Source organism: Kouleothrix sp. (assembly GCF_046328425.1).
Lineage (GTDB): Bacteria > Chloroflexota > Chloroflexia > Chloroflexales > Roseiflexaceae > Kouleothrix.
Genome location: NZ_JAXLWP010000003.1, coordinates 145,816 through 170,989, shown reverse-complemented (window position 1 = coordinate 170,989; position 25,174 = coordinate 145,816). Strand labels below are relative to the sequence as shown.

The following is a 25,174-nucleotide window of genomic DNA, read 5'->3' as shown; positions in this document are numbered from 1 at the left end:
GGCGGCAGCGCCGCCGCTGCCGGGCTAGCGCGCGCCCAGGCGGGCCGCGCTGTCGCGCACCGAGCCGGCGATCAAGTCGGCATAGAACTGCGCGCCGCTCGGCCGCAGGTGAATGCCGTCGCGCCAGAACAGCTCGGGCCGGTTGGCGGTGGCGCCGTGCCAGTCGACGAGCAGCGCGTTGGGGTAGCGCTGCACGCCGTCGGCGATAACGGCGTTGTTCGGCGCCTCCCAGCGGCGTGGCACCTTGACGTTTACAAACACCACCTGGCGCACATCGGCCAGCAGCTGCATCATGGCGTCGAACTGGCCCTGGCTGAACGGCCCATTGTTGCCGATGTGAATGATCACCACATCGCCAAGCCGGCCGGCGTCGTGGCGCTCTTGCAGGAGCTTGAGCGCCGCAGCGGCCTGCCGCCCGCGCACCGCGTCGACGTCGATCTGGGCTATCAGGCTGCCGAGCGGCTTGACCGCGCCGGCCATCACCGAGTCGCCGATCGCGACGACGCTGCCGAGCGCAGCCGGCGTGGCGGCCAGCGTAGGGGCTGGCGCTGGCGTGGCGGCCTGCGCGCTGGCCTGGCGGTACGTGCTCACCAGGGTTGGCGCCTCGAGCATGAACCCGTGCGCGAGGTCGGCCGGTGGTGTGGCGGTGGCCTCTTCGGCGTTGCCCGCAGGCGGTGGCGCCGGGGTGGCATCTTCGGCGGCGGGAGCCGCCTGGCCAAGCGGCGTTGGGGTGGCGTCGGCAAGGTAAGCTGGCGCTGCCGGCGGCTGGGCGTTCACAACCGCGCGCCCGAGCAGCACGCACATCCCCATGAACACCGCCGCGCCAGCCAGCCAGCGCATGCCCAGCTGCCAGCGCAGCGCGCCACGCGCGGCCACAAACCGCCGCCACGCGCGCGCCACCGCCCCGGTGCGAAATGGCGTCTCGATCAGCCGGTACGATAGCTCGGCCAGCAGCGCGGCGATCGCGAAGCGTAGCCCCAGCAGCGGCAGCCCGGTCAGGTCGACATCGAGCTGCGCGCGAGTGACCATGAAAACGGGCCAGTGCCACAGGTACAGGCTGTACGAGCGCAGCCCCAGCCAGCGCAGCGGTGGCGCGCTCAGCAGGCGCGGCAGCAGCCCGGCGCGCGGCCGCGCCACCGCCGCGATCGCCACGGTTGTGGCCAGCGCCACGCACAGTAGCCCGCCCTGGTACAAGAACGACTGAAACTCGTTGATCGTCGCGAACCAGTAGATCAGCAGCGCCAGCGCGCCAGCGCCGGCTAGGTCGGCCAGCGCCGCGAGCCGCAGGCCCGACGCGCGCTGAGCGCCGGGCGGCAGCAGGCACGCGAGCGCGGCGCCCAGCAGCAGCCCGGCGGCGCGCGTGTCGGTGGCGTAGTACAGCCGCGAGGGATCGGTATCGGGCTGAAAACCTGCCGCCATCAGGCCCGCCGACGCCAGCGCGCCCAGCAGCAGCCCGGCCAGCAGCGGCTTGCGGCCGGCGCGCAGGCCCAGCAGCAGCAGCGGCGGCCACAGCAGGTAGAACTGCTCTTCGACCGCCAGCGACCAGAGGTGCTGCAGTAGCGGCGGCCGGCCGACCGTCTCGAAGTACGATTTCTGCTGGACGATCAGGTACCAGTTGGTGGCGTAGCCCGCCGCTGCCAGCGCGTCGTTGCGCAGCCCGGCCACCTCCTCGGGCAGAAACAGCACCGTGAAGGCCAGCACGCTGGCCAGCAGCACATACAGCGCGGGCAGCAGGCGCCGCGCGCGCCGCAGCCAGAAGGCAGCCACATCGATCCGGCCGGCGCGCTGCCACTCCGACAGCAGCAGCGACGTGATCAGGTAGCCGCTGATCACGAAAAAAACTTCGACCCCTAAAAAGCCGCCGGGCACGCTGTCGAGGTCGGCGTGGTAGAGCAGCACCGCGCCAATCGCCAGCGCGCGTAGGCCATCGAGGGCGGGCAGGTATGGCAGGCGCGCGGTGCTGGCGCGCTCGGGCGGGGCATTCGTTGGCTTCAACCGCATATCCACAATGATCTACGCGAACGATCGAATGCGACCATTCTCGATGGCGGGCCGGCAGCTTCGTTGGGCGCGCGCTGCCACCCGGCTGCGATGCTGACCGTATCATACCTCAGTCGCCGTTTCCACACAACCGCGCGGCGCGGCCCACGATCGTAATGCTCAACTGAGTTTTTTGTTAATGATCGATTGTAGTTTTATGCCGCTCCCCCGCGCTGGCCAGCCATATCATTCATGTGATTAGGAACGGTATAAAGCGTGCATTTTGGGCTTCAGCATGCCGTATGCCGCGATCGCAAGCTATCAAAATTGTCATCTGGCAGCGCCTGGTTTTGCTTGCGAGGCCAATCTTCAACCGATATACTCACAGTAGCGCCATCAGCTGTCATGCTTTACAACAATCACGAGACATCCCATGTGCCTCGGCAAGGGGTACGGCCCATGCGCCTGATCCATGAGCTGCGCTCACACCTTCAATATAAGATCATCCTCCCCTTCCTGCTGCTGACGCTGGTTGTTGCGCTGGCTGGTTCGGCCGTGGCATTTCTGTTTATCACCGGGAATGCCCAGGAGCGCCTGAACAACCAGCTGGTGCAGGTGGCGCGCGATATCAACGATAAGCTCGTTCAGCAGGAAAGCGACAACCTGCTGTTTCTGCGCGAGGTTGTGTTCGCGCAGGCGAACCCGCAGGCCAATGCGCCGGCCGTGGCCGATGCGCTTGTGAACCACGATAGCCTCGGGCTCGAGCGCGCGCTCGACCCCTACTTCCGCATCAGCTCGCAGCGCACCAGCCACCGCATCGACCGGATGATTGCGTTCGACAACACTGGGCACTCGCTGATCGATTGGGAGCGCCCGACCGACCAGGCCAGCGAGCGCACCATCCACCCGTCGCGGCCGATCGACGCGCTGTGGTTTGTGCCGCGCATTCTGGCCGGCCAGCAAGACGCGCGCGGCGACAAATACGCCGGCCTGCTCGAGCTTGGCGCCGGCCAGGCGCGCTATCTCTTCACGGTGGCGCCGGTGATGCGCGGCGGCCAGGTGGTGGGCGGCGTGGTGATCGCCACGCGGCTCGATACCCTGCTTCAGGAGCTGAGCGCGCAGTCGCAGGCGGCGATTGTGGTGCTGTACCGCGGCGAAGACGGCATCGCGCTCGAGAGCACTAGCTCGCCAACCAACGGCCTGGCCGAGCTCAACATCCGCCGCGATCTGATCGGCGCGATCCGCGCGCTCGAGACCGACCCGCAGCAGGCGATCTTCGACGTGGTGCGGGTGAACCAGCGCGAGTACCAGTTCGCCTACGCGCCGCTGCGCGTGCGCGGCGATGTCGTGGGCATCCTCTCGGTGGCGCTCGCGCGCGATTACGTCACCGGCACCTGGAGCGATGTGCGCTGGCCGCTGACGCTGCTGACGCTGGTGCTGATGCTGGCGATCATCGGCCTGGGGATCTTTATCGCCCAGCAGATCACCCGGCCGCTGCAGGAGCTTGTCAGCACCGCCCAGGCGGTGTCGTCTGGCGATCTGGCGCGGCGCAGCAAGGTTGCGGGAAGCGATGAAGTTGGCCTGCTGGCGCAGTCGTTCAACAACATGACTGGCCACCTGCTGAGCCTGTATCGCGTGGTGCGCGCCGAGGCCAGCCAGCGCGCCGCGATCGTCGAAAGCATTACCGACGGCGTGGTGGTGTGCGACTCGGACGGCAAAATCATGCTGCTCAACCGCGCCACGCGCCAGCTGCTGAGCCTGGCCGATGGCCAGAGCGAGCCCGAGTATTTCGCCGACATGCCGCTGGCTCCGTTCGAAACCAGCGCGCTGGCGTTTGGCGGTACGCGCGCCGCCGACCTGTTCACGATCGATGACCGGGTGGTGCGCGTCAACTCGGCGCCGGTGCTGAGCGACGAGGGCATCCAGCTCGGCCAGGTGTACGTGCTTCAGGATATGACCAGCGAGGTGGCTGTGGATCGCGCCAAAACCAACTTCATCGCCACGATCTCGCACGAGCTGCGCACGCCGCTGATGGTGCTGGGTGGCACCTCCGAGCTGCTGCTGCGCAACTTGGCCGGCCCCATCCCCGAAGATCAGCGCACGCTGCTCGAGGCAATGCGCAAAAATGCCCAGGCCGTCACCGCGCTGCTGAATAATGTGATCACGATCGCTGGCCTTGAATCCGGCACGCTGCACATGGTGGTGGAGCCAGTCGAGCTGGCCCACGTGCTTGACGGCATGGTCTGGCCGATCCGCAAGGCGATGAACGCGAAGGGCCTCAGCTTGATCCTCGACATCCCCGAGGATCTGCCCGAGCTGCTGGCCGACGAGCAGCATCTGCGCATTGTCGTGCAGCAGCTGCTCGACAATGCGCGCCGCTACACCGAGGCAGGTACGGTGACGCTCCGCGCCAGGCGTGAAGGCGCGAGCGTACGCGTCGATGTGGCCGACACGGGGCACGGCATCAGCGCCGACTACTGCGAGCAGCTGTTTACGCGGTTTTCACGCGGGGCCGAGGGTATCAACTCGGCCGAGCGCGGGATCGGGCTTGGCCTGGCGATTGCGCGCGAGCTGACTGAGCGCCAGGGCGGCGCGATCTGGCTTGAGTACACGTCGCCGGAGGGGAGCATGTTTAGCCTGACATTGCCGTGTACGCAGGCCGAGCCAATCGAGCGAGAAGCCACGATTGCAACCGTCGTGTAGTGCCGAAGGAACACCAGCGCCATGGCCGGAATGATCGCAAAAGTGTATCAGCTGCGGTATCGCTATCGCGATCGGCGCGACCGCGTGACACTCTTGCTGCTGGTGTATGGCGCGCTCCTGATCGGCGGCATCGGCGTGGGCGTCATGGCCCGCTGGGTGCTGCTCGCGCTCTCGCCCTTTGGCGAGGTGTACCCAAAGAGCTTGTTGGCGCAATTTCAGGCCAACTACCAGGCGTGGGACGCGCCGGCGGTTGCGCTTGCGCCGCTGAACCCGGCCGCCGCCAGCGCTGCCGAGCAGGATGCGGCCGATATACGTAATGCCACCGATGCGCCCGACGACGCCCAGCCTGCGGTGGTGCCTGTGGCGATCTTGCCTCCGCCCACGCCTACCTCTAGCGAGACGCCCACCCCGCGGCCTACGCGCACTGGCCTGGCGGGCGCAGGGCCGCAGGTGCGCCAGCCGACCTCGGTGACGATTAACGATCAGAACGAGCCGACGGTGGTGGCGGTCGATCCGGGCGCAGGCGATGCCCCCGCGCCCACCGATCCTGGCCAGCCCACGAGCACCAGCGCGCGGCCAACCTCGGTGGTTCCACGCTCGGGCACACCATCGCCGACCGCTACGCCGCTGCCAACCGAGCCGCCAGCCAGCCCGGCAACGTCCACGCCGACGCGAACCAGCACACCCACGCCCACCTCGGCCTCGACACGCGTGCCGACGCGTACGCCGGGCGCTACGCCGACGCGCACGCCCACCAGCACGCCACGGCCGACGCGCACGCCCACCAGCACGCCACGGCCGACGTTCACGCCTACCGACACGCCGCGGCCGACGCGCACGCCCACGCCGACCGAGACGCATACTCCTACACCCACCGACACGCCACGGCCGACGCGCACGCTGCGGCCTACTTCGACGCCCACGCCCACCGCAACGGCGACGGCGCTGGTGCCGGCGACGCCAACACAGACGGTCGGTAGCCCGCTTGCTACGCCGACGAGCACGCCGTCGGCAACCAGCACAGCTACGCGCACGCCGACGAGCACGCCGTCGGCAACCAGCACGGCCACCCGCACGCCGACGAATACAGCAGTGCCGACGAGCACGGCGGTGCCGACCGACACGCCGACAAACACAGCGGTGCCGACCGACACGCCGACAAACACAGCGGTGCCGACCGACACGCCGACAAACACAGCGGTGCCGACTGACACGCCGACCGACACGCCAGTGGGCACTGCGCCACTATGGCAACCTCTGCTTTAGAAGCTGCCTCACACCACATCTGGCAGATCACTTGCTTTATTGCGAACGAATTTCGTATTATACTGAATCCGGCAGATCACTTGCTGTATGGCGGAGCGTTCAGGGGCGGCAATGCCGCCCTCGAAATTTCTGTAGGGCTTACGCAGTTGGCGCGCTCAGCCTTCGGCAGAGCGGTACTATCTTCGTGGATTGTCTGCGAAGCGCGGAAAAACCGCATACAGAAGATAGAGGAGTACCATGCTGCCGCAGGCGCAATCTCGTCGCTTGAGGAAGCCGAACAGCGCAAGTGCGTAACTCCTATTCTGTTTGGTATGCCCTGCCCGGCAAAGCCGGGCAGGGCATACCAAACAGAAAGTAATCAAACGGAGTTTGCTATGAGAATGCACAAACCATGAACTTAGCAGGAGCCGCAGTACTGGTGACGGGCGGGGCGCAGCGGCTGGGCCGCGCGATTACGCTCGAGCTGGCGCGCGCCGGCGCCAATGTCATGGTTCACTACCATAGCTCGGCGGAGCCGGCGCGCGCGCTGGTGGCCGAGCTGCGCGCGCTGGGGGTTTCGGCCGACAGTGTCGGCGGCGATTTAGCCGTGGTAAGCGAGGCCGAAGGCGTGGTAGACGCCGCGCTGGCGCGCTGGGGCCGGCTCGACCTGCTGGTGAACAACGCCGGCATCTGGGGGCGCACACCGCTTGGGAGCGTGAGCGCGGCGCGCTGGGACGAGCTGCTGAACACCAACACGCGGAGCGCATTTTTCACAGCCCAGCGCGCCGCGCCGGCACTGCGCGCGGCGCGTGGCGCGATTATCAACATCGCCGATGCGGGCGCGCTGCGGCCCTGGCGCAACTATACGCCGTACCTGGTGAGCAAGGGCGGCGTGGCGACGCTGACCGAGGCGCTGGCGAAGGACATGGCGCCGGAGGTGCGCGTGAATGCGGTAGCGCCTGGCCCGGTGCTGCTGCCCGACGATTGGACGCCCGAGCGGGCGGCGCGCGCCGGGCAGAGCGTGCTGCTTGGGCGCGTGGGCAGCCCCGAGGATGTGGCCCAGGCGGTGGTGTTTCTGGCGCGCGCCGAGTATGTCACTGGGGTGGTGCTGCCGGTGGATGGCGGGCAGCGGCTGGTGTAGCCAGCTACTCGCGCGGGCGCACCTGGCCGCCGCGGCCTTTTGGCGCCTGCGTTTCGGCGTTTTTCTCGGCCAGGCGCTCGCGGCGGGCCTCGGCCTCGGCGATCAGCGTAAGAGTCGCGCGAAAGCCCCACAGCGCCAGAAATGCCGCCGTAAGCACAAGCAGCAGGATCGGCAGCCAGATCGACGTAACCGTGATGATCGCCATTAGCACCAGCGTGCCGATGGTAAACAGCGGGCGGCCGAAAGCCATCAGCGCCGCGTTGCGGGCGATCGTGCGAATGCGTTTGTCGGTCTGCAGCAGCATCAGCGGCCCGATGTAGATCAGCATCCCGAACCAGACCATCAGGAAGTATAAGAAGAGTATCGAGATCAGCGCGGCGAACTGCGAGCCGTTGAGGTTGTAGAACTGCAGGTTAAACAGGATGATCGCCAGGCCGAGCAGCCACAGGCCATACACCTTCCAGCTCAGCTGGGCGTAGGCGCGCACGCCGGCGAAGAAATCGCGCCAGCTCGACGTTCGGCCCTCGGTCACACGCTGCGCGATGGTGTAGAGGCCGGCGTTGGCCGGGCCGAACGAGATCGCGCTCAGCAGCAGCGCGAGCAGAAATAGCCCAGATGCGCCGCCACTCCACGTCAGCAGCAGCGCGCCGATCGCGAGTATATTCATGCCGATCCACAGAAAATTTGCGATCGACAAAATTAGCAGCTCCTCGAAAAGCTCGCGCAGCGCCTTCCAGAAGGTTCGGAAAATATTCATGGTTTTCTCCGCCGATTAGGCCGGCATTATAGCACGAGTCGGCATCACGAGGCGCTCGGGCCGCGCTCCCGCAGAATCGCGTCGATCTGCCGCTGGGCGCGCAGGCTGCGCCAGGGCGGCGGCGCCGGCTCGAGCCAGCGCGCCAGCTCGGCCGGGCCGACGGTGCTGCGGGCCTGAATGGCCCGGCGCTGGCGCAGCAGCTCGGGCAGCTCGCGCAGCGCCGCCCAGCGGCCGGCGACAATCGCCGGGTTGCGGCTGGCCAGGCCGTAGCCGGCGGCCAGCAGGTCGTAGGTGGCGATCGCGGGCAGGTTGGCCAGCAGCAGCGGCGTAGGGTAGCAGCGCACCAGCGTGCGCAGGCGGTTGCGCCCAAGCAGGCGCTGCTTGAATGGCGAGCCCTGCCCGGCAGTGGCGGAGTAGACATGCCTGGCGCGCGCGCTGGGAACCACCGCGCTATTCCAGCCGCGCAGCCGCGCCCGCCAGGCCAGGTCGGCGTCTTCGAGGTAGTTGAAAAAGCCTGGCTCCATCAGCCCCACGTCGGCCAGCAGCTCGCGGCGAAAGAGCGCCAGGCCGCCGCTGACGCCAAAGATCGGCTGCGGCGCCGCCGGCAGATCGGCCAGCGGGCGAGTGGCCCACAGGTCGAGCGCCAGCCCATCGCGGCGCACCTGGATGCCTGCCGATGCCACCAGGTCGGGCCGGTGGTCGAACAGCAGCACGCCGCCGGCCGCTCCCAGCGTAGCGTTCTGCTGCAGCGCCTCGAGCAGCTGGCCTACGCAGCCTGGCTCGGCAAAGGCGTCGTCGTTCAGCAGCAGCAGGAACGTGCCGCTGGCGGCGCGCAGCCCGGCATTCACGCCGCCGGCGAACCCCAGGTTGGCGGGCAGCGCGATCACGCGCGCGCCGGGGTAGGCGCCGCGCGCCCAAGCCGGCATCCCGTCGCTCGAGCCGTTGTCGACAAGCACCAGCTCGGCGCCGGGCGGCAGCTGCGGCTGGAGCAGGGCCAGGCAGCGCGGCAGGTGGCGCATGCCATTCCAGCTGACGATGATGGCCGAAAGAGTGGGTGTTGGCATGGTACTGTCTGCTGGCGCTTGAGCTATGCGGCTGGCGAGGGCATTGGGAAGGGCTGCCGTATTTGGCGCGCTGCGCTACGCCTGCTTCGGGCGCGCCGCCGGAGCGCGCGCGAACCAGAATGCCAGCGCGCCCAGGCCGGCGTATACCAGGCCTACCAGCGCATACACGAGCTGGCCGTGCTGAAGGAGCGCGCTGCCGACCTGATACACGCCGTAGGCAGCCAGGCCGCCCCCGGCCATGATCGCGCCAAACTGCAGCAGCAGCGGCTGGCGAGTAGCGGCGCCTACAAGTGCAAGCAGCGCGTTGAGTGCGATCAGCACCGCCAGCGCAAGCAGAATGATCGCGCGGATGGTTTCGGCGCGCGGCGTGATCCCCAGCATCGCGGCGGCGGCCGTAGGGTCGCCCAGCGTGATCACCAGGCCGGCCAGGTCGCCGAGCTCGGCCAGCGCCACAAGCGCGAAGAACCCGATCGCCAGGGCGCGGCGGCTCATACCCGCGCCTCGCCTGGCTTGTGCTGCAGGAACGGGTGGAACATCAGCCCGAGCCCGACACCAGTCGCAAGCCCGGCCAGCGTCGTGATTGTGTTGTCGAAGCGCCACAGCCCGAACACCTGGCCGGCGAACTCGGCCGCGTAGGTGAAAATCAGCAGCGCGAAGATCGGCAGGCCGCGCAGGCCGTAGTGCGGCAGCCATGCGCGGCCCGCGCCGGCGTCGGCGGCGTACCACAGCCGCGTCAGCAGCAGCCCCAGCACGGTGCCATAGCAGCGCATGCACACGGCCATAATATAGCCGTCGTAGAGCGGCACGCCGCGCTCGGGCTGCGGGCAGACGAAGCTGCCCATGGTGTAGATGATGCCGGACACGGTGCGCGGCACCAGCAGCCCCCAGGCTTGCAGAAATGGCGCCGCCAGCGGCCCAAGCAGCATCGCCGCGAGGACGGTATCGGCGAGCAGCGGGCGCCAGTGCAGCGGGCGTGTGAGGCGCGCTGAAAGTGCAGTCATGGTTTTTCTTTCGATCTGCAGGGCAGAAGCGGCTGGCAGTTGTTTGCCCGCGGCGCTGGTATGCCACTAGTACGGCGCCCTGCGGCTTGCTGGATGTGCCGGCTATGATACCGCAACATTCGCATATATGCGAACGTCATACGGGCAGATAGCCATCCCGCTTGTGTGGGATGTACCGATAGATATAAGGAGCAAGGCAATGAACTTCAACAAGCAGCCGTCGGTTGTAGCGGGCGTGTTTCTGATCGCGCTTGGGCTGGTTTGGTGGCTGAATCTGTGGTCGCTGCTGCTGCCAGGCGCGCTGCTGGTGGGCGGGGCCGTGGCTTACACCCAGCGCCGCCAGCTCGGCCGGACGATCGAAGCCGTGCAGGTTGGCCTTTGGGGCGTGGGCCTGGCGCTGCTCTTCATGCTGCACTTCCTGTGGCCGGGCGTGCTGTTGCTGGCAGGCACCAGCGTGCTGGTGCGTGGCCGCGAGGGCCGGATCGACGCGGCGGTGCAGCAGCTGATCGGCCGGTTTGCGCGCCGCCCGGCCGCACGGCCTGCGCCGGTGCAGCAGGTGCAGATCAGCACGAGCTACCCCGCGCCGGCGCAGCCGCAGCAGGCGCCCGATCGCTCGGTGACCACCGGCGACACCACGCGGCTCTGATAGCGATACCCAATCCGTTTGATCTCTTTCCTTTTTGCGCTGCCTGCCCGGCAAAGCCGGGCAGACAGCGCAAAAGAAATTTCGGGGGCGGCCTTGCCGCCCCGAACCCCCACATGCAGCACTGGCCCCCGCCCGGAAAACCGCATACAAAAGGCGCATGCCGCTGCACGCGAAAGTGCCGCATTGCAATGCCGAACAACGCAACTGCGAAAGCGCTAGCTTTGCTAAGGGGTGCGTGGCGGGAATAGCGCCTCGAACCAGCGCCGCCAGTTGGGCGCGGGCGCGACGGTCGGGGCCGGGGTGCTGGCGGGCTGTGCGGCGGTGGGCGTTACCTGTGGGAAGCTCGGCAGAATAACCGTATCGCCCTCGCGGGCGTAGCCGCGCTGCTCGCGCAGAATGCGCTCGGCATAGGCGGGCGACTGGGCTTCGGCCACCTGGGTGGCCAGCATGGCGTTTTCGGTGGCGATCTGGTCGTTCTGGGCGCGCAGCTCGGCCTGGCTGCGATCCATCTGCGCGCTCGTCAGCACCTGGCCAACAAAGCCCGAAAGAGTCCAGAGCGAGAGCGCAACCAGCACCAACGTCAGGAGGCGCACGCCCGAGCGGCCGAAACGCGAGGGTGCGTTAGCTGGGGGCGCGGCGAGAGCCGTACCCCGGCGTTGAGAGCTCCTGCGCATGGGCGGTTCGCTTTACTCGGCGCGCGTGCCGCGCGGCGCTTCCAGAAGCAGTGGCTCGTCGATATTCGTCGACATAGCGCTTTGGCCGCGGAATAGCCCGCCTGGCTCGATGTGCAGCGCGGCAGTGGTGATATCGCCCCAGACTTTGCCGGTGGGCGAAATTTCGAGCTGCTCGACGGCGGTGATCTCGCCTTTCACGGCACCGGAGACGTGCACATTCTGGGCTTTGATCGTCGCAATTACCCGCCCCGTCTCGCCGATGATCAGGTTGCCGAGGATCTCAATATCGCCTTCGACGGTGCCATCGATGCGGATATTGCCGTCGGACTTGAGCGTGCCGACGATGTTGGTGTTGGCGCCGATCACGGTTTCGGGCTTGCCGTTGAGCGTCGATGGCGCTACGGCTTGCGGCTTCTTGTTGCCGAACATGGGGCCTCCTATGTTTTCCCGGCGCGGGGGATATGCGCGATTCGACGGGCCGGGCGGCCGCCGGGCCCAGAGGACAAGCAGAAACACTGCCACGAGCGCGGCCGCACCAGCAATTATATAAGACGTTGTAGGTTCAGGCAAGTTCATGTGTACTACCGGGCTGCCAGCCGAGCGAGCGAAGAAAAGCCTGGTCGGCCGGGCTAAGCTCGGCGCTGGCCAAGAGATCCGGCCGGCGCGCTAATGTGCGCCGCAGCCGCTCGTGGCGGCGCCACTGTGCTACCTGGGCGTGGTGGCCGGCCCGCAGTACCGCCGGCACCTCGCGGCCTTCCCACACCGCCGGGCGCGTGTAGTGCGGGTATTCGAGCAACCCGCCGCCGTGCGACTCTTCGGCGGTCGACTCGGCGTCGATCACGCCCGGCACCAGGCGCGCCACCGCGTCGGCCACCACCATGGCGGCGAGCTCGCCGCCGGTGAGCACATAATCGCCGATCGACAGCTCGCGGTCGACAAGCGCCTCGCGTACGCGCTCGTCGACGCCTTCGTAGTGCCCGCACACCAGCACCAGCCGCTTGTAGCCGGCAAGCTCGTGCGCCATGCGCTGCGTGAAGCGCTCGCCCGCCGGCGTCATCAGGACGACCTGCGAGGAGCCAGGGGCTGGCTGGCCTTCTGCGCCCACTTCATTCAAAACCGCGCGAATTGCGGCGGCCAGCGGCTCGGCCTTCATCACCATGCCGGCGCCGCCGCCGTAGGGCGCGTCGTCGGCAGTATGGTGCCGGTCGGTGGCGTAGGCGCGAATATCGTGTATACGAATAGCGATCGTACCGGCCTGCACTGCCCGCTTCAGGATGCTCTCGGTGAGCGGGCCGGCGAACATAGCCGGAAACAGCGTGAGAATATCGAATTGCATACGCTACATTCTGCGCGGCAGCGTGGCACCACGCAGCGAACATGCCACACGGCGCGCAGCGCTCACCGCGCAGGCGGCTCGAGGTGCTGCGCGAAAAAACCTGCCACGCGCTCGATATAGCCGGCGCGGTTGGCAAAGTAGGCCCCGCAGTGCTCGGCGCCCTCGAGAATCCAGCGCGCTTTCGGCTCGCGCGCGGCGGCATACAGCGCGTGCGCGTGCGACACCGGGATAAGGCTGTCGGCGCTGCCGTGGATCAGCAGCAGCGGGCGCGGGCTGATCGCCGCCACCGCGTCGATCGGCCGCACCGCGCCGAAGCGGTAGCCATAGCGCCAGCGCGTGAGCGCGTCGGCCAGCGGCACCACCAGGCCGGCCGGCAGGCGCTTCTGGGCTGCGCCATGCGCGACCACCTCGGCAACGCCGGTGAACGGGCTATCGGCCACCACCGCGGCGACGCGCGGCTCGCGCGCGGCCAGCAGAATCGCCACCGACGCGCCCATCGAGTAGCCCACCAGCCCGAGCCGCGCGCCGGGCAGCCGTTCGAGCGCGTAGCTGAGCGCCGCCTCGGCGTCGCGCAGCTCGTAGTACGCCAGCGAGTGCTGAGCCACCTCGCTCTCGCCGCGCGAGCGCCAATCGAATAGCAGCACGTTGTTGCCGGCGCGCCACAGCCCGCTGCCGATGCCCAGCAGATCGGATTTAGCGCTGCGGTGGCCGGCCAGCCCCACTACCACGCGGCGCGCGCCGGGGCGTGGCAGCCACCAGCCGCTCAGCCGCACGCCGTCGTCGGCGCGAAAGCTGACCTCTTCGTAGCTCTCGACCCGCGTCTCGAACGGCGAGAAAGTATAGCTCGACATAAATGTGTCGGGCTGGCGCAGGTGGATGCGCGCGGTAGCATATGCGGCAGCGCCCACGAGCACGCCTGCCGCACCGAGTGCCGCAGCGCCGGCAAGGCCGGCCAGGCGGCGAGGCGAGATTGCGAGCTGGGGGTTGCGGTGTTTCGGTTGCATGGGCCTATTGTAGCACATGTTGGTTCGCGGCTTTAGAATGCGCCAGGGCAGTAGAAAGGCAGCGAGATCTGGCTGGCGGCGAGGTATGCTATACTATCGGTATTCTTATGTTATTAGCACTTACGCAGTTGGCGCCCTCAGCCTTCGGCAGAGCGGTACTCTATCTCCATATCGTGTCCATTTTCCGCGCGGAGCGCGGAAAATGGACACACAATGATCAAAAAGTACCATGCTGCCGCAGGCTCAATTCCGTACCGTGAGGCAGCCGAAACACGCAAGTGCGTAACTCCTAGTTATGACCCTGCGGCACCAAGTAACGATTGCTTGGTGTCGTACTATCTCGTATGACACCAGGCGGCACAACCAGCGTGTACCTGGCGCTTGGCGCCAACCTGGGCGACCGGCATGCGGCTATTGCGGCGGCGCTCGGCCGGCTTGCGCCCGAGATTGTGGTCGAGCAGGTGTCGTCGCTGTATGAAACCGAGCCGGCGTATGTGCTCGACCAGCCGCGTTTTCTCAACGCGGTGGCGCGCGTGCGCACCGGGCTCGGCCCGCAGGCGCTGCTGGCCCGGCTGAAGCGGATCGAAGCCGAGCTCGGGCGCCAGCCCGGCGCACGCTTTGGGCCGCGTGCGATCGACCTGGACATCCTGCTCTACGGCGACACCGTGCTTGCGAGCGACGCGCTGACGATCCCGCATCCGCGCATGGCCGAGCGGCCGTTCGTGCTGGTGCCGCTGGCCGAGATCGCGGCGGATCTGGTGCCGCCCGGCTGGGATGTGCCGGTGGCCGTGTTGGCCCAGGCGGTGCGCGGCCAGGGCGACATTATTCGCCGCAAAGGGGGGCTGAACGATGCTGATAACAGGGATTGAGCGCGTGCTCGCGCTCGGCGCGCCGATGTCGCGCGCGACCCTGCCGCTGATCAACGGCCTGGCGCGGCGACGGCTGGTGTACAATGGCGTCGCGCAGCGTGAAACGCGCATCGACGGTATTCCAATCAACTACTACTACAAGGCGCCCGCGCAGCCGGCGCCCGGCACCTTTCCGCTGCTGCTGATCCACGGGATCGCCGACAACGCGCTGACGTGGTCGTTCATCCACGCGGCGCTGGCGCGCAAATACCCGGTGTACGCGGTCGACCTGCCGGGCTACGGCTTCTCGGGGCTGCCGGCCGGGCGCGCCTACCTGACGCTCGACGAGATGTGCGGCGTGCTCGACACGTTTCTGCGCCGCGAGATCGGCCAGCCCGCGCTGGTGGTTGGCAACTCGATGGGCGGCTGGCTAGCCGTGAAGCTCGCCTGGTCGGCGCCGTCGCTGCTGCGCGGGCTTGTGCTCGTCGACGCAGGCGGTGCGCCGCTGCAGGGGCGCGACTCGTGGGTGCCCTTCGGCGAGACAATCGGCATCCCGGACATGAAGACGGCGCGGCTGGTATTTCGGCAGATGTTTGGCGGCATCCCGGCGCCGATGCTGTATGTTGGGCAGCACAGCCTGCAGGAGCTGTTTCAGCGGCGGGTGGTGCGCGAGTTTGTGGCGAATATGATGGACGCGGACCCGGCCAAAGAGCTGCTGCACCCGGCCGAGCTGCGCAACCTGCCGGTGCCGGCCGGGCTGATCTGGGGCATGAACGACCGCTTTCTGCCGCGCGGCTCGCTTGAGTTTTTCCGCGAAAACCTGCCGGAGGCGCCGGCCATGCTGCTGCGGCGCTGCGGGCACCTGCCGCAGCGCGAGCGGCCAGTGGCAGTGCTGCACTTTCTACGCATGTTCGCGGCCCGGCTGGCCGCGCAGCGCGATCTTCAGCAGGCGCAGCGCGCCTAGCCCTCGGCGGTGCTGAGCCACTCGAGGAACGTGGCGACGACGGCCGGATCCCAGAAAATGCCGGCGCCATTGCGCAGCCGCTCGGCCGCCTCGGCCAGGCTGAGCACGCGATTGTAGGGCCGCGTCGTGGTCATGGCGTCGAAGGCGTCGGCGACGGCGACGATCCGCGCGCCGAGCGGGATACTATCGCGCGATAGGCCATCGGGGTAGCCGCGGCCGTCCCAGCGCTCGTGGTGGTGGCGCACAATCGGGCCGACGGCGGCGGCCATGCGCAGCGGCTGCACAATCCGCTCGCCGATCAAGGTATGCTGCTGCATCAGCCGGTACTCGGCCGGCGTCAGCGGGCCGCCCTTGCGGATAATCAGCTCGTCGACGCCAACCTTGCCGACATCGTGGAGCAGCGCGCCAAAGCGCAGAGCATTGAGGTCGTCGGCGCCGAGGCCCAGGCGCTCGCCGATCGCCACCGAGTAGAGCGCGAGGCGCTGCAGGTGGCCTTCGGTATAGGCGTCTTTCGCCTCGACGGTGCGCGCCAGCGCGAAGATCACCGCCTCGGCCTGCTCGAGCTGGTCGGTGCGGCGCTTGCTGCGCAAGAGCGAGCGGATGCGCACATCCAGCTCTTGCATGTCGACGGGCTTTTGCAGATACGCGTCGGCGCCGGCGGCGAATCCTTGCAGGCGCGCCGCGCGCTGGCCTTCGACCGTGACCATAATGATCGGGATCTGCCAGGTGGCCGGGCCGTGCTTGAGCACATCGCAGATAGCGTAGCCATCCATGCCGGGCAGCTGCACATCGAGGATGATCAGATCGGGCTGGTGGCGCTTGATCGCATCGAGCGCGGTGAGGCCATCGGTGACATAATCGACAGTGTGGCTCGAGAGCTCGAGCAGCGCCGCCAGCGCAGCGCCGGCCTCGCGGTTATCGTCGATCACCATAATGTAGCCGGGCGGCTCGGTGTCGTGCTGACGTGGCTGTGCGAGCGAGTAGGTCATCCCGGCTTCACTATTGTGCGTCGTTGGTATCCACATCACGCAGATCCTCACTGCCGGCCCGCATGTGTGGAATGAAGCAATAGAATGCGGCGTAGCACTGTCTGATTGGCGACTTGGCCTGAGTATAGGCTACTGGAATGAAGAGTTGATGAACAGCGATTGGCTGATAAATGACAGTGGCTATATACTATAGTAGCGCGCGGTTGTCAAATCGGCGCTGTTTGATGAACAAGTTTACGTATTCCAATATATATTTGGATGGGCCTGCGACCGCGGGCCAGGGGGCAGTATGAGCCAGAAAATAGCCAAAACCAAGCTGCGGCGGGTGCAATATGTATGGACGGGCGATGCCATTCGTGCGCTGCGCGAGCATATGAACCTGACGCAGCGCGAGATGGCCGACGAGCTTGAAGTGCGCCAGCAGACGATCAGCGAGTGGGAGACCAACCTGCACACGCCGCACCGCTCGACCCAGAAGACGCTGAGCATGATCGCCGAGCGCGTCGATTTCAAGTACACGGTGGACGCCGACGCCGCCCCGCCCGACGCCCAGCCCGATTGACGTTTATCCGATTTCGTGTTAGAATGACGGCATTGTAAGAGCGCGCGCGGCGCTCTTCTTTACACCGATTCTACACGGAAAAGGATAAATCCCATGGCGCAACGGCTCGCTCTTCCCTGTGCTGATCTTGGCGCGGCCTACCTCGCCGGCCAGAGCACGCTCGCGCTGGGGCGGCGCTACGGCTGCAGCCCCACGACGATCGCCAACCATCTGCGCGCCTGCGGCGTACTGCTGCGGCCGGCGCGCTACGCGGCGGTGGCGCTCGACGAAGCCGCGCTGCGCCGCGCCTACCTCGACGAGCGGCGGTCGATCGCGGCGCTGGCGGCGATGTTCGGCGTATCGCCGGGCACAATCGCGAACAAGCGCCGGCGGTATGGCATCCCGGCGCGCCCGCGCCGCGCGCCGCCAGGCAATGGCGGCGCAGCAGCGTGACGGCGGGCGGCAGGAATGGCGATGCCGGCGCTCCGGGGTGCCGCGCGGCCTACTTCAGCTCGCGCTTGAGGATCTTGCCGGTCGCAGTCTTGGGCAGCGTATCGCGGATCTCGACCGAGCGCGGGTACTTATAGGCCGCCAGGCGCTCTTTGCAGTAGTCGATGATCGCCTGCTCAGTGGCGCTCTGGCCGGGCTTGAAGGCCACCACGGCCTTGATCTCCTCGCCCAGCGCGGTGTCGGGCACGCTGATGACCGCGGCCTCGGCGACGGCGGGGTGGGCGTAGAGCACCTCTTCGATCTCGCGCGGGTAGACATTAAAGCCGCCGCGGATGATCAGATCCTTGACGCGATCCTTGATGAAGAAATAGCCATCGGCGTCCTGGTAGGCCACGTCGCCGGTGTAGAACCAGCCGCCGCGGATGGCCTCGGCGTTAGCGTCGGGGCGCTTGTAGTAGCCCTTCATCACGTTATGGCCGCGGATCACGATCTCGCCAAGCTCGCCGGTTGGCACGGTGCGGCCTTCGGAGTCGATGCAGCGCATCTCGACGCCCCAGATCGGCACGCCGATCGAGCCAGGCTTGGGCTCCTGGTCAAGCTGGTTAAACGATGCCACCGGCGAGGTTTCCGAGAGGCCGTAGCCCTCGAGGATGGTGACATTGTACTTCTGGTTGAAGGCGTGCATTACCTCGACGGGCATAGCCGCGCCGCCCGAGCAGCAGCGCTTGAGCGACGACAGGTCGTAGCTGGCGGCGTCGGGGAAGTTCAGCAGGTAGAAGTACATCGTCGGCACGCCGGCGAAGTAGCTGACTTTATCGCGCACCATCACCTCGAGCGCCTTCTGCGGCTCGAAGCGCGGCAGCAGCGAGATCGTGCCGCCGCTATAGAGCAGCGCGTTCATCACGCATGTCTGCCCGAACGAGTGGAACAGCGGCAGCACCGCCAGGCCGACCTCGTCGGGGCCGGTGCGCAGCACTTTTTCGGCGCCGATATAGGCGTTAAAGAACATATTGAAGTGCGACAGCTCGGCGCCCTTGGGCCGGCCGGTAGTGCCGCTGGTGTAGAGGATCACCGCCGTATCGTCGGGCATCGTCTGCACTGTGTCGAAGGTGGGCGGCGTATCGGCCATGAGCGCCGTCAGCGGCAGCGCGCCCTCGGGCAGCTGGGCAGTGCTGCCGGGCATCTGGGCCACCAGCAGGTTGCGGCAGCGGCTGGCCTTTGCGAAGCCTTCGGCGGCCTCGCCAAGAAACCCCTCCCAGACAATCAGCGCAACCGAGTCGCTGTCGTCGAGGTGATACTCGACCTCGTGGCGCTTGAACAGCACATTCAGCGGCACGACCACGGCGCCGGCCTTGAGGATCGCGTAGTAGCACATCACGAAGTGCGGCGTATTCGGCAGCATCAGCGCCACCTTGTCGCCTGGCTTGACGCCGAGGCCCACCAGGCCATTGGCGATCTTGTTGGCCACGCCATTGAGCTCGGCATAGCGCAGCTTGATGTCGTCGAGGATCAGGGCGACCTTGGCGGGGGTGCGGCGCGCGCTCTGTTCCAAGAGCATTGCCAGATTCAACATCGAATGGCTCCTTTCGGCTGCGGATGTGATCAACGCTGATTGTTGCAGGGGAGTGCGAAAATTATAGGGGACGCGCCTGGCGATGTCAATGCGCCGTGCGCTATTAACAAACGTTTAATCGAACCGCCATCGGCGCGCGGCGAGCTGCAACCGCGTGCAAGGCTCCGGTATGGGGTGAAGCGCTGGTGTGTGGGCGGCGCACGGCAGTGGCGCGGCTGGCGAACTGACGAAGATGTCATTTGAAATCGCCGGGGTCGATCGCTATACTAAAGCCCAAGAAAGGTGTTTGGTATCACGTAACAGAGTGTACCAGCCATGTGTGTGTGGGGCGGATTTTAAAAATGCCCATGGCCTAAGCTCCTGACACATAGTAAGCAGCCATGGTTCACGGCGAGGCGGCCTGTCGGGCCGCCTCGCCGTGGAACGCCAGAGAGCCAAATTGTGAAAAGCCCCATGAGAAGGAGTTGTGCATGCGTTTGCGCGTCTTGATTGTATCGGCGCTGGTGTTTTGTGCTTTATTTGTCGCTCAGGTGATGCAGGGCAGCCCGGCAGTGCGGGTGACAAGCGCCGCGCCGGCGCCATATGGCTACTTCGACGATAACCTACCGTACTTCTACAACCCCGCCTCGACCAGCAGCTCGCTGGTACAGACGCCCAGCGGCGAGAAGCCGCAGAGCAAGCTGTGGTTCAACGATGGCCGCTGGTGGGGCAGCATCTTCAACGCCGCCGCCGGCAACTACCATATCTACTGGCTCAACTTCGCTACCCAGAAATGGGTTGATACCGGCACCGTGCTCGACACGCGCGCCCAGACCAAGGCCGACTGCCTGTGGGACGGCAAGTACCTGTATGTCGCCTCGGGCGGCGGCTTCGACATCAACGGCAACGGCACCACTGCGGTGCAGCCGGGCTGGCTGTATCGCTTCAGCTATAACGCCACGACCAAGCAGTACACCAAGGATATCGGGCCGGTGCTGATCCGCAATGGCGGCGCCGAAACCCTGGTGCTCGGCAAGGACTCGTTTGGCGTGCTGTGGATCACCTACACCCAGAATAGCAAGGTGTATGTCAACCACAGCCGCACCTCGGACGCCGACTGGGACCCGGCCGCCGCCATGGTGGTGCCGACGCCGGATAGCCGGTGGACCAGCCTTTCGCCCGACGATATCTCGACGCTGGTGGCATTCGACGGCAAGATTGGCATTCTGTGGAATAACGAGAGCGCCGGGCAGTTCTCGGGATCGAGCGACACCGCCTTCTACTTCGCGTACCACATCGACGGCCAGGCCGACACGCTCTGGACCAGCGCGCCGATCTTTCGGCAGCCCAACGCCGCCGACGACCACCTGAACCTCAAATCGCTGCAGGCCGACGCGGCCGGCAACGTGTACGCGATGGTGAAGACCTCGTTCAATACCGCCGGCACGCCGCAGCTGATCTTGCTGGTGGCCAAAAAGAATGCCACCGGCGGCTACACCTGGAACTGGTACACCGAGAGCATCCGCGAGGAAGGCCAGACGCGGCCGCTGCTGATGATCGACACCAGCCACCGCATGCTGTATGTGATCACCTCAACCGAGGGCGGCGGCAGCATCTACTATAAGAGCACCAGCATGGACAACATCAAGTTCACCACTGGCGCCAATACTTCGCGCACGCTGATCAGCAAGCCGGGCTACGCGGTCAATAACGTGAGCAGCACGAAGCAGAACGTGAGCGCGGCCAGCGGCATTGTGGTGCTGGCCAGCCACGACAATGAGTCGAGCGTCGATACGCCGGCCGCCGACTACTACTTCCACAACTACATCGACCTGGCCGGCGGCGGCCCGACCGCGACGCCCGGCACAGCGACGCCAACCGCCACTAGCGTCCCGGCGACGCCCATCCCCACGATCACGCCGGCGGGCTCGTCGCGCCACGTGTTTGTGCCCTGGAGCACGAACTAGCGCCGTGGTTCGCCAGAAAAAGTGCGCATAGAAAGCAGCGGAGGCGGCATTGCCGCCTCCGCTGCTGTGTTGAGATTAGAACTTAGAGCCTGTTTGAAAAGGGGGTGCGCGAGGGGCTATGCCTCGCACCCTTCTGGCGGGTGGCGGCCACATTCGTGGCCGCCACCCGCCAGAACAAGTGGATACTTGGAGGGACGAAGTCCCTCCAAACCACCCTTTTCAAACAACTTCTTAGTGTGCGGTTTTCCGCGCTGCCGCATTGTGATGCCGAACAGCGCAACTGCGTAAGCCATAACCATAACCGAATGGCTAGTTGGCGGTGGCCGGGGCCGGGAAGCGCCACGCCGCGCGCGCGATCGGCAAGAGGCCGCTGACTTGAATCGTGATCGTGCGCGCCGAGATGCCTTTGCCGAACCAGCCGTCGGGCGAGCGGAAGAACAGCTGCAGATCGCGCGACTGGCCGGCGCCAAGCACCACGCCTTTGGCGGCGCAGCAGAAGTAGGCCTGCTCGGCCGCGCGGCCTTGGTCGTCGACCAGCGCGAAGAAGCGCCCGTCGAGATCGAGCACCACCGGCTGATCGCGCGTGTTGGTGAAGGTGAAGCGAATGTTCCAGGCCGGCTTGCCGGTGTCTGTGAGCTCGCCTAGCCCGACTGCGGTGACGCGCAGCGTGTCGGTGAACGGCTGGGAGGTGGCGACGCCTGGCTCGGGCACAAGCTCCACCAGCTCGAGCGCCGCGACGTTGAACGGGTAGCGCAGCACAAACACCGGCGCTGGCACGGCGGTCGGCTCGAGTGTGGGCACCGCAGTGGGCGCGGGCGTGGGAAGGGCGGTTGGCGCCGCAGTGGGCGCTGGCGTGGGAATCGCGGTTGGCGCGTTAGTGGGAATAGCGGCGGGCGTGGGCTGGGTGGCAGCCGCAGGCTGGCGCGCCAGCGCCAGCGCGCCGATCAGCAGCAGCATGATCGCGGCGCCCAGCGCCAGCCAGGCAGCCGCGGGCAATCGCAGCGCGCGCGCCGCCGGCGATGCCGGGGTAGGCGTATCGGCCGGCTCGTCGTCGACGGCCACCCCCCAGCCGCGCAGCGCCGCCTTGACGCGGGCGATCTCGGCGCGCGCGTCTTCGATGCCATTGGCCACCGCCGGCGGCACAAACGCCTCGCCGCTCAGCGCCTCCTGCTTCAGCAGCTGGTGCAGCGTGCGCCGGTGCGAGCGCAGCAGGCCGAGGTATTCGTCGATGGTGGTTTGATCGGGCATAGCCGTAGTATAGCATGCGCGCGCCAGCCCCCCGTTTGACACGCGCCGCGCGCGGCGGTATGCTCGGGCGCGATGCACCGGCCGCACGAGAGGAGCAACGATGCCAACGCCAGCCACAACCGCAGGCGACACCGCCTGGTTCACCCACGACCGCTTCGGCATGTTCGTACACTGGGGGCTGTACGCCCTGCCGGCCCGCCACGAGTGGGTGCAAAGCCGCGAGCTGATCGACGGCGCGCGCTACCAGCGCTACTTCGAGCACTTCGACCCCGACCTGTACGACCCGCACGAGTGGGCTGCGGCGGCGCGCGCCGCCGGCATGAAGTATGTGGTGCTCACCGCCAAGCATCACGAGGGCTTCTGCCTGTGGGACAGCCAGGCGACCGGCTATAAGGCGCCGAACACGCCCTGCGGCCGCGACCTGCTGCGCCCGTTCGCCGAGGCGTTTCGCGCGGCCGGCCTGCGCGTAGGCCTGTACTACTCGCTGATCGACTGGCACCACCCGCACTTCCCGATCGACATCTACCATCCGCTGCGCGACCGGCCCGACGCGGCCGAGCTGAACCAGGGCCGCGACATCGGCATCTACGCCGAGTATATGCGCCAGCAGGTGCGCGAGCTGCTCACCGGATACGGCCCGATCGACATCATCTGGTTCGACTTCTCGTACCCCGAGCGCGCCTACCGCGGCCTGCCCGGCAAAGGTCGCGCCGACTGGCAGAGCGAGCGGCTGCTGGCGCTGGCACGCGAGCTGCAGCCTGGCATTATCGTCGATAACCGGCTCGATCTGCCGGCCGACCAGGCCGATATCCACACCCCCGAGCAGTTCCAGCCGCGCGAGTGGCTGCGCGTGAACGGCCAGCCGGTGGTGTGGGAGACCTGCCAGACCTTCAGCGGTTCGTGGGGCTACCACCGCGACGAGGCCAGCTGGAAAAGCCCCGAGCAGCTGATCCAGATGCTGGTGAACAGCGTGGCCTGCGGCGGCAACCTGCTGATGAACGCCGGGCCAACCGCGCGCGGCACGCTCGACGAGCGGGCGCGCGGCGCGCTGGCGGCGTACGCCGAGTGGATGCGGCTACACAGCCGGGCGATCTACGGCTGCACCCAGAGCCAGTATGCCGCGCCGCCCGACTGCCGCTTCACGCAGCGCGGCAGCCGGCTGTACCTGCATATCTTCAGCTGGCCGTTCCGCCACCTGCACCTGGAGGGCTTCGCGGGCAAGGTGGCCTACGCCCAGCTGCTGAACGACGCCAGCGAGATCCGGCTGCTCGAGCCGGGCCGCCACGACGAGTGGAGCATCGCCGCGACAAGCGCCAACACGCTGACGCTGGAGCTGCCGGTCGTGAAGCCGGATGTGGTAGTGCCGGTGATCGAGCTCTTTTTGAATCCGTAAATCCTGTCGGTAGTACGACGTACGCGGTGCGCGTTTTTGCCTTCGGCAAAATGGTGCTGAGATTGTGGCGCAAAGCGCCACAATCTCAGCACAGCGGTGGGGGTTTGGGGGCGGCAAAGCTGCCCCCGAAAACTTCCTTTTTGGCTGGTGGCGGCCACCGCCGTGGCCGCCACCAGCCAAAAAGAGTGATTTTGGAGGGCTTGCGCCCTCCATGCCTCCCACGCGGGAGGACACCGCGTAACTTGTGTCAGTAATACGACGTAAGTCGTGTGAGTAGGAGAAGCATCATATGGATCTTGCACCACGGCGATTTGGCGGCGCCGGCTTCAGCGTCACGCCGCTGTGCGTGGGCTGCGCGCCGCTGGCGAGCATGCCCGACACGTTTGGCTACGGCGTGAGCGAGGAGCAGGCGCTGGCGACGCTGCGCGCGGCGTTCGCCGGCCCGATCAACTACCTCGACACGGCGGCCTCGTACGGCGACGGCGAGAGCGAGCGGCGGATCGGGCTGGCGCTGCGCGAGCTGGGCGGCCTGCCGCAGGGCTTTGTGCTGGGCTCGAAAGTCGATCGCGACGCGCGCAGCGGCGACTTTAGCGGCCCGCAGATGCGCCGCTCGCTCGAGCGCAGCCTGCGGCTGCTGGGCCTCGAGCGGCTGCAGCTGGTGTTTCTGCACGACCCCGAGCACACTACCTTTGAGCAGGTGATGGCGCCGGGCGGCCCGCTCGAGGTGCTGCAGCAGGCCCAGCGCGAGGGCCTGATCGACCAGATCGGCGTGGCCGGCGGCCCGATCGACCTGATGATCCGCTATGTTGAGACCGGCGCGTTTGGCTCGGTGATCACGCACAACCGCTACACGCTGCTGAACCGCTCGGCCGAGCCGCTGCTGGCGACGGCGGCGCGGCGCGGGGTGGTGGTGCTGAACGCCGCGCCCTACGGCAGCGGCATGCTGGCGAAAGGCCCCGACGCCTACCCGCGCTACGCCTACCAGGGCGCCGACGCGACCACGCTCGATCGCGCCCGGCGCATGCAGGCGCTGTGCCAGCAGCATGGCGTGTCGCTGGCCGCCGCCGCGCTGCAGTTCTCGCTGCGCGACCCGCGCGTCACCTCGACGATCGTGGGCATGACCCGCCCCGAGCGCGTGGCGCAGACCGTCGAGCTGGCCCAGCAGCCCATCCCCGACGCGCTGTGGCCGCTGCTCGACGCGCAGGGCTTCGAGCAGAACGACCCCGAGGCGCACCGCTTCGGGTAGGGCGAGCGCGCGGCCCATGCTCGCGGCTGACATGATGCCGTAGCGCGTTTCAGGCCGTGCGGCCATGCCTCAGAGCCTGTTTGAAAAGGGGGTGCGGGGGGGGGGGGGGGGGGGGCGCGGCGCCCCCCCGCGGGCGGCGGCCACATTCGTGGCCGCCACCCGCAGAACAAGTGGATACTTGGAGGGACGAAGTCCCTCCAAACCACCCTTTTCAAACAGCTTCTCAGGGCGCACCGGCGCGCCATTTCGCGCCCTGAGGCATGCTCCACCGGGCGTCAACCTGCGACGGCATTCCTTCGCACAAATGGGGCGCGTCAGCGCGGGCATCGGACGTTAGGCGCAGGATTGATCGGCCGAAGGTTGCAGGCGCGTTGGGCGGGCACCATGCTACAATGCCGCCACGCTCACACCAATGCCAGCCGCCG

The 25,174-nt window shown here is 67.0% G+C and carries 24 protein-coding genes; 11 read left to right on the top strand and 13 right to left on the bottom strand.

Translation table 11 applies throughout. The annotated features are described in order from the left end of the window. Nucleotides 1-24 precede the first annotated feature (24 nt). Nucleotides 25-1,995 (bottom strand): acyltransferase family protein, encoded by a 1,971-nt coding sequence (locus tag U0177_RS00740; protein WP_409568662.1) that lies wholly within the window; start codon nucleotides 1,993-1,995, stop codon nucleotides 25-27. Between the two features lie 444 nt (nucleotides 1,996-2,439). On the opposite strand from U0177_RS00740, the gene U0177_RS00735 reads away from it, so the two are divergent. Beyond that, nucleotides 2,440-4,683, top strand: coding sequence for an ATP-binding protein (locus U0177_RS00735; protein ID WP_409568661.1), 2,244 nt, complete (start codon nucleotides 2,440-2,442; stop codon nucleotides 4,681-4,683). 482 nt (nucleotides 4,684-5,165) lie between these two features. Here U0177_RS00735 and U0177_RS00730 read toward each other — a convergent pair whose 3' ends face one another. Continuing rightward, nucleotides 5,166-5,921 carry a hypothetical protein gene (locus U0177_RS00730; RefSeq protein WP_409568660.1) on the bottom strand — a complete coding sequence of 252 codons (756 nt, stop codon included), beginning with the start codon at nucleotides 5,919-5,921 and terminating at the stop codon, nucleotides 5,166-5,168. A gap of 9 nt (nucleotides 5,922-5,930) precedes the next feature. Between U0177_RS00730 and U0177_RS00725 the strand changes: the two genes are divergently transcribed. Together U0177_RS00725 and U0177_RS00720 are read left to right on the top strand one after the other, a co-directional pair. Further along, nucleotides 5,931-6,344, top strand: a complete 414-nt coding sequence (locus tag U0177_RS00725) for a hypothetical protein (protein ID WP_409568659.1) — start codon at nucleotides 5,931-5,933, stop codon at nucleotides 6,342-6,344. Beyond that, nucleotides 6,341-7,069, top strand: a complete 729-nt coding sequence (locus U0177_RS00720; RefSeq protein ID WP_409568658.1) for an SDR family oxidoreductase — start codon at nucleotides 6,341-6,343, stop codon at nucleotides 7,067-7,069. Before U0177_RS00725 ends, U0177_RS00720 begins: the two co-directional genes overlap by 4 nt. Nucleotides 7,070-7,073: 4 nt before the next feature. Here U0177_RS00720 and U0177_RS00715 read toward each other — a convergent pair whose 3' ends face one another. The 4 genes from U0177_RS00715 to U0177_RS00700 form a co-directional block, all read right to left on the bottom strand. Further along, nucleotides 7,074-7,826 carry a hypothetical protein gene (locus U0177_RS00715; protein ID WP_409568657.1) on the bottom strand — a complete coding sequence of 251 codons (753 nt, stop codon included), beginning with the start codon at nucleotides 7,824-7,826 and terminating at the stop codon, nucleotides 7,074-7,076. A 44-nt stretch (nucleotides 7,827-7,870) separates the two neighbouring features. Continuing rightward, nucleotides 7,871-8,890, bottom strand: a complete 1,020-nt coding sequence (locus tag U0177_RS00710) for a glycosyltransferase family 2 protein (RefSeq protein ID WP_409568656.1) — start codon at nucleotides 8,888-8,890, stop codon at nucleotides 7,871-7,873. Between the two features lie 75 nt (nucleotides 8,891-8,965). Next, the gene (locus tag U0177_RS00705; RefSeq protein WP_409568655.1) at nucleotides 8,966-9,382 is read right to left on the bottom strand and encodes a hypothetical protein; all 417 of its coding nucleotides are present in this window, start codon (nucleotides 9,380-9,382) and stop codon (nucleotides 8,966-8,968) included. After that, on the bottom strand, nucleotides 9,379-9,891 hold the full coding sequence (locus U0177_RS00700) for a DUF2085 domain-containing protein (protein WP_409568654.1): 513 nt from the start codon (nucleotides 9,889-9,891) through the stop codon (nucleotides 9,379-9,381). The genes U0177_RS00705 and U0177_RS00700 overlap by 4 nt, the downstream gene beginning before the upstream one ends. 199 nt (nucleotides 9,892-10,090) lie before the next feature. On the opposite strand from U0177_RS00700, the gene U0177_RS00695 reads away from it, so the two are divergent. After that, complete coding sequence (locus U0177_RS00695) at nucleotides 10,091-10,537, top strand: hypothetical protein (RefSeq protein WP_409568653.1); 447 nt, start codon at nucleotides 10,091-10,093, stop codon at nucleotides 10,535-10,537. Nucleotides 10,538-10,761: 224 nt separating this feature from the next. Here U0177_RS00695 and U0177_RS00690 read toward each other — a convergent pair whose 3' ends face one another. From U0177_RS00690 to U0177_RS00675, 4 genes are all read right to left on the bottom strand, one after another. Further along, nucleotides 10,762-11,130 carry an FtsB family cell division protein gene (locus U0177_RS00690; protein WP_409568652.1) on the bottom strand — a complete coding sequence of 123 codons (369 nt, stop codon included), beginning with the start codon at nucleotides 11,128-11,130 and terminating at the stop codon, nucleotides 10,762-10,764. A 93-nt stretch (nucleotides 11,131-11,223) separates the two neighbouring features. Continuing rightward, nucleotides 11,224-11,640 (bottom strand): polymer-forming cytoskeletal protein, encoded by a 417-nt coding sequence (locus tag U0177_RS00685; protein ID WP_409568651.1) that lies wholly within the window; start codon nucleotides 11,638-11,640, stop codon nucleotides 11,224-11,226. Nucleotides 11,641-11,773: 133 nt separating this feature from the next. Further along, nucleotides 11,774-12,547, bottom strand: a complete 774-nt coding sequence (gene trmD, locus U0177_RS00680) for a tRNA (guanosine(37)-N1)-methyltransferase TrmD (RefSeq protein WP_409568650.1) — start codon at nucleotides 12,545-12,547, stop codon at nucleotides 11,774-11,776. 62 nt (nucleotides 12,548-12,609) lie between these two features. Further along, nucleotides 12,610-13,551: an alpha/beta hydrolase gene (locus U0177_RS00675; protein ID WP_409568649.1), complete on the bottom strand. Its 942-nt coding sequence runs from the start codon at nucleotides 13,549-13,551 to the stop codon at nucleotides 12,610-12,612. 344 nt (nucleotides 13,552-13,895) lie between these two features. Between U0177_RS00675 and folK the strand changes: the two genes are divergently transcribed. Next, the gene (gene folK / locus U0177_RS00670; protein WP_409568648.1) at nucleotides 13,896-14,420 is read left to right on the top strand and encodes a 2-amino-4-hydroxy-6-hydroxymethyldihydropteridine diphosphokinase; all 525 of its coding nucleotides are present in this window, start codon (nucleotides 13,896-13,898) and stop codon (nucleotides 14,418-14,420) included. Beyond that, nucleotides 14,401-15,363: an alpha/beta fold hydrolase gene (locus tag U0177_RS00665; RefSeq protein ID WP_409568647.1), complete on the top strand. Its 963-nt coding sequence runs from the start codon at nucleotides 14,401-14,403 to the stop codon at nucleotides 15,361-15,363. Before folK ends, U0177_RS00665 begins: the two co-directional genes overlap by 20 nt. Here U0177_RS00665 and U0177_RS00660 read toward each other — a convergent pair. Next, nucleotides 15,360-16,388 carry an HD domain-containing phosphohydrolase gene (locus U0177_RS00660; RefSeq protein WP_409568646.1) on the bottom strand — a complete coding sequence of 343 codons (1,029 nt, stop codon included), beginning with the start codon at nucleotides 16,386-16,388 and terminating at the stop codon, nucleotides 15,360-15,362. The genes U0177_RS00665 and U0177_RS00660 overlap by 4 nt on opposite strands. Nucleotides 16,389-16,641: 253 nt before the next feature. On the opposite strand from U0177_RS00660, the gene U0177_RS00655 reads away from it, so the two are divergent. Together U0177_RS00655 and U0177_RS00650 are read left to right on the top strand one after the other, a co-directional pair. Further along, nucleotides 16,642-16,914 (top strand): helix-turn-helix domain-containing protein, encoded by a 273-nt coding sequence (locus tag U0177_RS00655; protein ID WP_409568645.1) that lies wholly within the window; start codon nucleotides 16,642-16,644, stop codon nucleotides 16,912-16,914. Between the two features lie 93 nt (nucleotides 16,915-17,007). Then, nucleotides 17,008-17,346, top strand: coding sequence for a hypothetical protein (locus U0177_RS00650; protein ID WP_409568644.1), 339 nt, complete (start codon nucleotides 17,008-17,010; stop codon nucleotides 17,344-17,346). A 49-nt stretch (nucleotides 17,347-17,395) separates the two neighbouring features. Here U0177_RS00650 and U0177_RS00645 read toward each other — a convergent pair whose 3' ends face one another. Continuing rightward, nucleotides 17,396-18,916, bottom strand: a complete 1,521-nt coding sequence (locus U0177_RS00645; RefSeq protein WP_409568643.1) for a long-chain-fatty-acid--CoA ligase — start codon at nucleotides 18,914-18,916, stop codon at nucleotides 17,396-17,398. Nucleotides 18,917-19,386: 470 nt separating this feature from the next. Between U0177_RS00645 and U0177_RS00640 the strand changes: the two genes are divergently transcribed. Then, a complete protein-coding gene (locus tag U0177_RS00640) occupies nucleotides 19,387-20,862 on the top strand; it encodes a hypothetical protein (RefSeq protein ID WP_409568642.1) in 1,476 nt (491 codons plus the stop codon). Between the two features lie 309 nt (nucleotides 20,863-21,171). On the opposite strand, the gene U0177_RS00635 is transcribed toward U0177_RS00640, so the two are convergent. Next, nucleotides 21,172-22,110: a hypothetical protein gene (locus U0177_RS00635; protein WP_409568641.1), complete on the bottom strand. Its 939-nt coding sequence runs from the start codon at nucleotides 22,108-22,110 to the stop codon at nucleotides 21,172-21,174. Between the two features lie 100 nt (nucleotides 22,111-22,210). Between U0177_RS00635 and U0177_RS00630 the strand changes: the two genes are divergently transcribed. Together U0177_RS00630 and U0177_RS00625 are read left to right on the top strand one after the other, a co-directional pair. Continuing rightward, on the top strand, nucleotides 22,211-23,503 hold the full coding sequence (locus U0177_RS00630) for an alpha-L-fucosidase (protein ID WP_409568640.1): 1,293 nt from the start codon (nucleotides 22,211-22,213) through the stop codon (nucleotides 23,501-23,503). A gap of 289 nt (nucleotides 23,504-23,792) precedes the next feature. Then, nucleotides 23,793-24,749 (top strand): aldo/keto reductase, encoded by a 957-nt coding sequence (locus U0177_RS00625; protein ID WP_409568639.1) that lies wholly within the window; start codon nucleotides 23,793-23,795, stop codon nucleotides 24,747-24,749. Nucleotides 24,750-25,174 lie beyond the last annotated feature (425 nt).